This window comes from Anaerosporobacter sp. (assembly GCF_031551385.1).
In the GTDB taxonomy this organism is placed as follows: domain Bacteria; phylum Bacillota; class Clostridia; order Lachnospirales; family Lachnospiraceae; genus Anaerosporobacter.
In genome coordinates this window covers 1-10,536 of the sequence record NZ_JAVBNS010000258.1, presented here as the reverse complement: position 1 = coordinate 10,536, position 10,536 = coordinate 1, and the positions used below count along the sequence as shown (strand labels likewise).

General features: G+C 34.3%; 8 protein-coding genes and 1 pseudogene. 3 read left to right on the top strand and 6 right to left on the bottom strand.

What is annotated here, in order from left to right:
• Positions 1–20 precede the first annotated feature (20 nt).
• From RMR19_RS19345 to ruvA, 6 genes are all read right to left on the bottom strand, one after another.
• Positions 21–1,742 carry a peptidoglycan D,D-transpeptidase FtsI family protein gene (locus RMR19_RS19345; protein ID WP_310605144.1) on the bottom strand — a complete coding sequence of 574 codons (1,722 nt, stop codon included), beginning with the start codon at positions 1,740–1,742 and terminating at the stop codon, positions 21–23.
• A 15-nt stretch (positions 1,743–1,757) separates the two neighbouring features.
• Complete coding sequence (locus RMR19_RS19340) at positions 1,758–3,053, bottom strand: FtsW/RodA/SpoVE family cell cycle protein (RefSeq protein ID WP_310605143.1); 1,296 nt, start codon at positions 3,051–3,053, stop codon at positions 1,758–1,760.
• Positions 3,054–3,061: 8 nt separating this feature from the next.
• Complete coding sequence (locus tag RMR19_RS19335; protein WP_310605142.1) at positions 3,062–5,566, bottom strand: U32 family peptidase; 2,505 nt, start codon at positions 5,564–5,566, stop codon at positions 3,062–3,064.
• A gap of 161 nt (positions 5,567–5,727) precedes the next feature.
• Complete coding sequence (zapA, locus tag RMR19_RS19330) at positions 5,728–6,135, bottom strand: cell division protein ZapA (RefSeq protein WP_310605141.1); 408 nt, start codon at positions 6,133–6,135, stop codon at positions 5,728–5,730.
• 102 nt (positions 6,136–6,237) lie between these two features.
• The gene (ruvB, locus tag RMR19_RS19325; protein ID WP_310605140.1) at positions 6,238–7,239 is read right to left on the bottom strand and encodes a Holliday junction branch migration DNA helicase RuvB; all 1,002 of its coding nucleotides are present in this window, start codon (positions 7,237–7,239) and stop codon (positions 6,238–6,240) included.
• 73 nt (positions 7,240–7,312) lie between these two features.
• Positions 7,313–7,921 carry a Holliday junction branch migration protein RuvA gene (gene ruvA / locus RMR19_RS19320; RefSeq protein WP_310605146.1) on the bottom strand — a complete coding sequence of 203 codons (609 nt, stop codon included), beginning with the start codon at positions 7,919–7,921 and terminating at the stop codon, positions 7,313–7,315.
• A gap of 568 nt (positions 7,922–8,489) precedes the next feature.
• Here ruvA and RMR19_RS22095 point away from each other — a divergent pair.
• The 3 genes and pseudogenes from RMR19_RS22095 to RMR19_RS19305 all read left to right on the top strand — a co-directional run.
• A pseudogene (locus RMR19_RS22095) lies at positions 8,490–8,882 on the top strand (DUF4118 domain-containing protein); the annotation flags it as partial.
• A gap of 24 nt (positions 8,883–8,906) precedes the next feature.
• Complete coding sequence (locus RMR19_RS19310) at positions 8,907–9,614, top strand: sensor histidine kinase (RefSeq protein WP_310605145.1); 708 nt, start codon at positions 8,907–8,909, stop codon at positions 9,612–9,614.
• Entirely contained in the window at positions 9,604–10,317 is a 714-nt protein-coding gene (locus tag RMR19_RS19305; protein ID WP_310605139.1) for a response regulator transcription factor, read from the top strand. Before RMR19_RS19310 ends, RMR19_RS19305 begins: the two co-directional genes overlap by 11 nt.
• The last annotated feature ends 219 nt before the right edge of the window (positions 10,318–10,536 follow it).

Below are 10,536 nucleotides of genomic sequence, written 5' to 3'. Positions count from 1 at the left end.
ATTTATTTCCCTTAATTTTATTATCGATTAAAGTAAGTATCCATGATTTTTTTAACTATTGGTACAGCATAATCACTACCAGTACCAGCTCCTTCCACAATAACACTAACTGCAATCTGCGGATTGTCTGCTGGTGCAAATCCAACAAACCAAGCATGCGATGACTTTCCTGAATTATATTCTGCTGATCCTGTTTTACCTGCTGCTTTGTATTTTTTACTTGATAATTTATACGCTGTTCCATTATTCACTACATCTACCATCATATCCGTAAGTGCCTGTGCTTCTTGCGCTGTCATTAAATCCCCATATGTGGAAGGCATATTCTTACTAATAACATTTCCAACATAGTTTTCAATATGATCCACAACATATGGTTTCATTAATGTTCCACCATTCGCAATCGCACTTACAATAAGTAAATTATGCATAGGTGAAATCAATGTGTTTCCTTGACCAATTGCAGTCTGCGCAGCCAAGGTATCTTCCGACGAAGAACCTAACGTGTAGGAACTCATCTTATATGGGAATGGTAATGGTAATTCTGAATTAAACAGTAACGATTCACATGTACTAAACCACGAATTCTTGCTAAGTTTTGTTCCAATTGACGCAAATGTTGCATTACACGACTTCGCAAATGCCGTCTTCAGATCAATCGTACCATGTACTTTATTATTGTAGCAATTAATCTTCATATCATCGATTTTAAAACTACCTTTGCATGTATATTCAAATTTCTTATACTTTGAATTCTCTCTCATATATTGCAGCGCTGTTACAATCTTAAACGTAGAACCTGGCGGATACAATCCCTGCGTGGCACGATTAATCAATGCTGAATTGTTCTCACTATCAGCCACCAAATCTTCCCACAAAGAATTAATTTGATTTGGGTCATAATCCGGCTTTGATACCATCGCTAAAATCTTACCTGTACTTGGTTCTATTACTACAACTGCACCTCTATGGTTGCCAAGAGCATCGTATGCCACTTTTTGCAATTCCACATCAAGAGTCGTTACAATATTATCTCCAATATTCTTCTTCTCTGATAACTCATTAAATACTTTTTCTAATGGATTCGCATTAGAGGTTAGCAAATTAAAGTTTTCCGATAATTCAATTCCCGTTTTACCTTTGTCAAATCTCCCTACAACATGTACAAATAAATCCTTATAAGGATATACACGCTTACTATTTCCATCATCATCTTCAATAGTCTGTGCTAAGATTTCTCCGTTATTACCAAGAATTTGCCCTCTTACAATTCTCTCTGCTAATAAATCCTGACGCTTATTATACGTATTATTTATTACACTTTTACTATCCGCAAACAAAAAATGCGAAAAATTCACGAGTAGTAACACAAACAATCCAATAAATATATACGTAACTACAAGGATCTCACGATTTACACCTTTATACCTCGGTTGACTTGTTTCATTCTGAGGTGTCGCATTCTTCTTGGAAGGCTGTTGCTTTTTTGATTGCTTTAAATTCTTTCTCTGTATTGGTTTTTGTGACTCCTGTGGTTCTCTATATTCTGTATTATCCAGATTATCTAAACCCTCTTCAAAGAAGCCTTCTTCTTCCAATGATTGTTTTAGCATTTCACTATAATCATCCTCATCATATTCATTAAGTGAATTTTTTTGAGGATTTTTATTTACTTTTTTAATCGGCTGTTTCTTTGGTTGTCGATTTGTTTGCTTACTCTTTTGATTTTTCTTTCCTATCAATATAATCATCCTCTACTATTTGTTGTGTACATATAATCCCTGTATAATGCAAAATATAATAATTGTGCTTAATACCGATGTACCACCATAGCTAATTAACGGTAATGTAACACCTGTAGATGGTATAAATTTCGTTACTCCACCAATGGTTAAAAATACCTGAAAACCATATACGATACTTAGTCCTAATGCAGTTAATTTATAAAATGTTCGTTTCATCTTCATCGCAATATTGATAAACATTATAAAACAACTTAGACAGATTAAAACAATACAAAAAGCTACTATTCCACCAAACTCCTCTGATATTGCAGAGAATACAAAGTCACTTTCTACTACCGGAATACTTTTAGGTAATCCTTTTCCTAGCCCAAGACCAAACCAACCTCCTGTTCCAATTGCAAACAGAGATTGCGTTATCTGATACCCCTCATTGTCAATACAGCTCCAAGGATCTTTCCATGCCATTACTCTAACTCTAACATGACTAAACAGCTTATATGCTATTACAGATGCTGCCGAACCACCAAGTAATCCTGCCCCTAAGTAAATAGGATTATGCGATGCCACATAAATCATCATTAGATACGTAACAAAGTATATAAGTGCACCACCTAAGTCTTTCTCAAGTACTAATAATATAACCTGCACCCCTGCCAGTATCGATACGATTGCAACTTGTTTAAAATTACTTGTTTTTGATAGTAACGATGCCATAAAGAATACATATACAATCTTCACAAATTCCGATGGCTGAAATCCAAAGCTTCCAATAAACAACCAGTTTTTTGCACCATATTGTGTTTTTCCAAAAGCAAGTACTACCAATAGTAAACCTATGCCCGCTATAGCATATAGAACCCCCAGATTTTCTAACCATTTCGCTTTATCAATAATGAACGGTACAATAACGCAGATTGCAATTGATATACTTGCTATAACAAATTGTTTAACAGCCAATGAATATGATATTCGCGTTAGCATTACAAAACTAAACATTAATAGCATTAGCATATTATTCAAAACTAATCGCGATAAGTTCTTATATACAACTTTATACACTGCTGAAACAATAGCAAAAAATGCAATTTGAAGCATATATAGGATTAACAATTTTGGATTCTTTGCCTCCAAAAACAATACTAGATAACATATAAAATGTATCATATACAGCAACCCTATCTGTTTATTAAACAACCTATTCTGCCTTCTCTTATCACTACTTCGAAATACTGTAAAACAATATAGTGTATAGATTGCTAACAAGATAATGATTAAATACCTTGATAATTCTATCGTTAAATTCTCCATTTTATCACCTACTCTATTCCACGATTATAATGCCCCTTTGTATATGCCTTATCTACTACGTTAATTTGCTTTGTAGTGGCATGTCTCTCAGATAACGCAATACAATTAGAAAGTATAGCTTTTACTTCATCCGCATTCTCTATCGTAAAGTCTAAACGAACTCTTCTAGGTTTTAGTTTTCGAATCTCATCCCATTGGTTTAATAGATACAATGCAGAACCATTATATATGGTATTATAGCAGTATCTACAATGCTTTCTTACATAGAAATTCTTCTGTTTCCCATCCTTCATCTCATAGTATGGATTGTCGTTTTCCTTTAAATCATTCTTCCCCTTATGTTTTATGCAACCAATTGTACTGTTGCGTAAGCATTGCGCAGAAACCATAAGCGTTGTATGACCATAAACAACCATATCAGAATCTGTCAAATCAAGCTCTAACAATTCTTTATAATTTAACTCTAGCGATGATGTAAAACGAGAAATTCCCTGCTCCCTCCAAAACACTTTGGATTCTTCATTCAATGTATAGAGATTAGAATCTATTATAATTTCCAGTTCTCTATTCTTCTCATCTCCAACTATATTTTTCTCTTTTAGAAATGCATATTCTTCAAGGTTTTTAATAACAATACCATCTAATGCTTCTAGCAATTCTTCTGTTACATAGGATTCAAATTGTTCTCTTATATCTCTACGAAAGATTGCAGGTAGTACCATATAAAATTGGATTCCTTGCTCTTTTACTTTCTTAGCCGTTGCAATCATTGTATTCTTACTTACATCATCCGCATTCAGATATATTGCTTCAATCTCAGGAAATGCTAGTACAGTATCTAATAATTTTACATCTTCTGGGTGCACACAAATTCTCATTGCCTTATCTGACTTATAAGATTTCTCATACGTTTTTGTTACTGTTTCCATTATTTCTGGAGTTGCTCTTTTATAACTAGCAAGAATTTTCTCTGTTAATGCCTCTACTGCTTCTCGACGTAATTCATTCAACAACCCATTCGGAATAAATAATTGTTCATCTAATTCAATTGCTAGCTCTTTTAGGTAAAATGCAGTTGTATTCATTTTATTCAACTGTTTTGTTATCTGTTCTGATGTCGCACTCTGTTTCTGTGCTTCCATCGGTTCATCTCCATATACGGTAATACTATGCATACCATTCCTATCACTATACTGAAATGTTAGTTGCATCGGTTGACCATGCTTTGCAAGAAATGTTCCTTCTATCGCTTCTCTTCTCTCTGTATCAATATATTCTTTCCTAATTGCATCTAATAATTCCTGATTCTTAATGCGATACACTTCTTGTCCAACAAAAACGGGTGTTTTTGCAAAGAAATTTGTTCGAATTGTTGTTCCTTTCTTTGCAGAATCCTTCAATGTATACTCATAACTATCCTTTGCCTTCAGATTTGTAAGACTCTTTCGAATCTCTAACAAATCTTGTGCATGAACATCTTCAGACAGTAAAATTCCTGCATTGTTACCTTTCACATTAACCACTTCTCCAACAAGCACACCATTATGATTCGGTCTTGTTAATGACATCATATCTTTTCCATTATGACTCACATAATAGCCTTTTGTGAAATTACCACGATTATACAAGTCCATCAAATCTTTTTCATCACGAACAAACTCATCACTATGTTTCTCCATATACGATATATATTCTTTTCGTCCTAATTTTTGATATAGGTCAACATATTTACGATATAGATGTGACGCTAATGCTGTATATTCTGGACGTTTCATACGACCTTCTATTTTAAAGGAATCAATTCCGGCATCAACTAATTCTGGAATAATCGATAGTGTACACATATCTTTCGGACTTAGAAGATACGAATCTTTCCCACTTGTGAGTTTCTTTTTCTCATAATACAAGTCATACGGCATACGACAAGGTTGCGCACAACGTCCACGATTTCCGCTTCTTCCTCCAATTATGCTACTCATTAAACACTGTCCTGAATAGCAGTAACACAATGCTCCATGCACAAAAGACTCAATCTCAAGATCTGTATTCTCACGAATGTTTTTTATTTCTTGCAAACTAAGTTCACGCGAAGTTACAAGTCTTGTTACTCCATATTCTTTCAGTATGTTCGCACCTTCTGCCATTGTCAATGTCATCTGTGTACTAGCATGTAATTCTAATTCCGGAAAATTACGATGCAAAAAATGCATAACCCCTAAATCTTGAACAATTGCTGCATCTAACCCATGTTCATAATATTTTGCTATATAACTATATAATTTTGACTTTAACTCTTCCTCTTTCAATAAAGTATTCACTGTAAGGTAAAGTGCTTTGTCATGAATATGTGCATAATCAATTGCTTCCATCATTGTGTCTTCATTCAGATTATTCGCATATGCTCTTGCACCAAATAAATCCCCTCCAATATAAACAGCATCACAGGAAGCTGTAACTGCTGCTTTTAAGCTTTCATAAGATCCTGCTGGAGCAAGTATTTCTATCTTTCTCATGGATTTTTCCTTTCCTACGAATTAATAAAAGCGCACATAAGGCAGTGCTATGCAGAAATAACCATGCACAGTTCGCTTCTTTCGTGCGCCTTTCATCTATATCCGTTTACACTCGTTCTCGAATTATCAATTACTCCTTCATTCAACAACTTGTGGATTTCTTACTTCTTACTATCTTCTAATTCCGTCTGTAATTTAATTATTGTCTTTTGCGCTTCATTATACTCGTTCTGAAGCTTCTCATGTTCTTTTTGTAATGCCTCAAGTTTTGTCTGTGATGCAATTACTTCATGCTTTAGGTTAAATAATTCATTGCCTTTCACATCTGCATCCTCATTCAGTTCCTTTACTTGATTCACCATTTTAAAATAATCATCTGCAATATTAATCTGCATTAATATATTACGCATGTCAGAATCTAGTTTATTATAACTTTCCATTAACTTAAATTCTGTGTGCTTTGTATTAATATAGGAAGCTATCTTCTGTAGATATTCTCCACTCTCATAACCACTTAACGTATATCTTTTATTATTAATAATAACTTCTACATCATTTATCGTATTCATATAATCCGCCCCTTAGATTTCTAAACACGTACTCGTGTCATTTTATTCTACAATAATTCACAATCTAGTTCAATTATAGTATTTTCTTCTTAAAATGACAAGCTATTTCTGATTTTGTCCCAAACCAAAATGTTTATAACATAAATCGGTCACCATTCTGCCTCTAGGTGTCCGCACAATCAAACCATTCTGAATCAAATACGGCTCATATACATCTTCAATTGTACCAGAATCTTCACCTATTGCAGCAGCAATTGTGTCAAGACCAACAGGGCCACCAGAGAATTTATTTATCATCGTTAATAGGATTTCACGGTCAATATGATCCAATCCTAGTTTATCTACTTCAAGTAAATCAAGAGCAAAATTAGCAACCTCTTTCGTAATCTTTCCATCATATTTGACTTGTGCAAAGTCTCGCACTCTCTTTAATAAGCGATTGGCAAGTCTTGGTGTTCCACGAGAACGTCTTGCCATCTCCATTGCACCTTCTTCATCAATTTCAACATGAAACAGTCCTGCCGAACGCATAATAATGGTTTTCAATTCTTCATTCGTATAAAATTCCAAACGATGTACAACACCAAAACGATCTCGAAGTGGTGCAGTCAACATACCCGCTCTTGTCGTTGCTCCTACAAGAGTAAACTTCGGCAAATCCAATCGAATAGACCTAGCAGAAGCCCCTTTTCCTATGATAATATCAATTGCATAATCTTCCATTGCAGGATATAAGACTTCCTCTACCTGTCTGTTCAATCGATGAATCTCATCTACAAACAGCAAATCTCCTTCTTGCAGATTATTCAAAATCGCTGCCATCTCGCCTGGCTTTTCAATCGCTGGTCCAGAAGTAACTTTAAGATTTACATCCATCTCATTCGCTATGATTCCTGCAAGCGTTGTTTTACCTAAACCTGGTGGTCCATAAAAAAGTACATGATCCAGTGCCTCTTCACGTTGCTTCGCCGCTTCTATATATACTTTCAGATTGTTCTTCGCCTTAGTTTGTCCAATATAATCTTTTAACAGTTTTGGTCTAAGACTATTCTCAATCTTATAATCCTCTTCTATTAACTCTGTTGATATAATTCGCTTCTCCATGTCTATCCTCCGACATTCACCTTCAAAAATCGTATTGCTTCTCGTTATACCTAAAGGTGAGTTTTACAATTTCCTATAAAAATGATATCTTCTTTAAACTCAATTTCAAAATATCTTCCGTATCCATATCTGGTGTGATTTCAATTCCTCTAACGGCTTTTAATGCCTCTGTATTCGTATAACCCAAAGCTACAAGTGCTTGTATCGCTTCATTCTTCGCATTCACATCAGAATTTGGCGCATCTGCTACTTTCGATAATTTTTGTTCAAACGCATCTTCTAACTTCAATTTATCTTTCAATTCTAATATTAACTTACTTGCCGTCTTCGCTCCAATTCCAGGTGCTTTTGCAATTGCTTTCGCATCATCAGCAAGCACAGCAAATCGCAAATCATCTGGTGAAATTGTTGACAATATTCCAAGCGCACCTTTCGGTCCGATACCATTTACCGTTATTAATAATTTAAATACTTGCAAATCATCTCGTGATAAGAATCCATATAGACTCAATATATCTTCCCTTACATAGAGATATGTATAGATTTTTACTTCTTCTCCTGCGGCAGGTAGTTCATTCATAACAGATAGTGGCACTTTGATATCATAACCAATTCCACCATTCTCAATAACAATTCCGTCTTCATATATACTATCTAATTCACCTTTTATAAATGATATCATCTCGTTAATCCTTTCTATAAAACCGTTATATCTATTATACTGATTCATATATTTAAAAGCAAGCTAATATCCATATTTTTTCGAATATTTGTTCGGAAAATATATTAGTTAAGATGATGCTAAGGAAACCTTTAAACTATTTTCAAACGCAATCAAATTTGCTATTATGATGTCAAGCAATTGAACATGGTATTGCTAACCACTCAATTGTTAAAACTCAAAGTAATCGTTCTTTATAAGCTACTGCACAGGCTTATGAGTACATTACAAGATTCTACATAACACCCTTATGTGCGAACAACTTGTCCGAAATGGTTTTTACTTCTATCCGTAATATAAGTAAAAATCAGTGCGTTCGCCGTAAACCGCTCCTACGCATATAGCACGAATTTGAATCCCTTGCAAATTCGTGCTATAAATGCATGTAGAACTTTATTTTGTAATATATTACTATTATTTAATATCTCTATAGACTTCATAGGTTTTTTTATATATAATCCATTACATATATATCTTTAATAAAGTTGCATTGTAATACCCACAGCTTTATTAACCTAGGAGGATACTAATGCTTACTAATCGAAAAAAAATTAACATTGAACCATTTTTTACATTTTGCAAAAATATACGCCAACATATGAATGACTTAACGTACACTCTTCTTGTTATAGTGATTTCAACCTGTTTTTGTTTTATAACTTTTCACTTTTCAGGTAAGAACAACTCAAATATTACACTCATATATATACTAGCTTTGATTTTAACCGCTAGATATACTACTGGTTATCTCTATGGAATTTGTTCTTCCTTAGTTTATGTTGTGTTAGTAAATTGCATCTTCACATATCCCTTTTTCAGAATCAACTTCACGTTATCCGGATACCCCATTACTTTTATTGTAATGCTTGCAATTGCTTTACTAACAAGTACAACTACCTCGCATCTTCAAATTCAATCCAAATTATTAACCGAGCGGGAGGACATGTTGCGAAAAGCAGACAAAGAAAAAATGCGCGCCAATCTATTACGTGCTATTTCTCATGATTTAAGAACGCCTTTAACAAGTATCATCGGTACTTCTGCCACATACTTAGAGAGCAGTTTCTTATCCGAGGAAGAACGCACTGTACTTTTACAACACATTTATGATGACTCCACATGGTTGCTACATATGGTTGAAAACCTGTTATCCGTTACGAGAATTCAAGATACTTCTACTAAAGTAAAAAAGACCGAAGAATTAATTGAAGAAGTTATATCCGAAGCAATCAGTCGTTTCAAAAAACGACAGCCAGATGCCAAACTAGAAGTAAAAATTCCTGATGAGTTACTTATCGTACCTATGGATGCACTTCTTATCGAACAGGTTATCATTAATCTGTTAGAAAATGCGTGGGTTCATTCCCATACTTCATCTGCAATCGCCTTAGCGATTACTCATGACCAAGAAACCGTTACTTTCCATATTCGTGACTATGGTGTGGGCATTCCTCCCGAGAGAATTCCTACTATTTTTGATGGTGCAACTGCCTCCTATTCCAAATCTATTGACGGCCACAAAGGAATGGGTATTGGCTTATCTATATGCAAAACAATTATCGATGCACACAAAGGAACAATCAATGCAAAAAATTGTCAACCAGGTGCTGAATTTATATTTACATTACCTAAGGAGGACTATCATGAATGCTAAATTCACTGTACTAATTATTGAAGACGAGGAAAACATCGCTTCTTTTATCAAAAACACATTAATTAATAACGATTACAAAGTTCTTGTAGCTTATACTGGGCAACAGGGATTATCTCTAATCAACTCTCAATGCCCTGATATTATCTTATTAGATTTAGGGCTTCCTGATATGAACGGAACTGACATTATCAAAAACGTACGTAGTTGGTCTAGCAATCCTATTGTTGTCGTATCCGCTCGTACACAAGAATATGAAAAAGTAGAGGCTCTTGATCTTGGCGCGGATGATTTTATTACCAAGCCTTTTGGAACAAATGAATTAATCGCTCGTATAAGAACGTCTCTTCGTCACAGCAACAAGCTTATGAATGACTCTCAATTATACAAACGACCATATCAATGTGGTAATCTATATATTGATTTCAGCAAGAGAATCGTAATGATTAACCAAGAGGAAGTTCACTTAACACCTATTGAATATAAAATTGTCGCATACCTTGCACAAAACTCAGGAAAAGTAGTAACACACTCTTCTCTTATGACTTATGTATGGGGTCCATACACGGATACAGACAATAAGATCCTTCGTGTTAATATGGCTAACATACGTAGAAAGCTAGAGAAAAATCCTGCTGAGCCAGAATATATCTATACAGAAGTTGGTATCGGCTATCGTATGAAAGAAGACGAATGTACGAATTAATAGAACTAATTTTTATTCAAAAGAATATTTACTAAAACAAAAGATTGCACTTTGGAACTTTCTATTTCCAGAGTGCAATCTTTTGTTAAGTTACTATGTACTATAAAATATCAATTGAGAATTCAATCAATTTTTTTATTGTAACCAAATTCTTTTCATCAAGTTCATCCCAATTTAAATTAGGGTAAAATGGACATTTTCCTATTGTCTCCCCGTCAA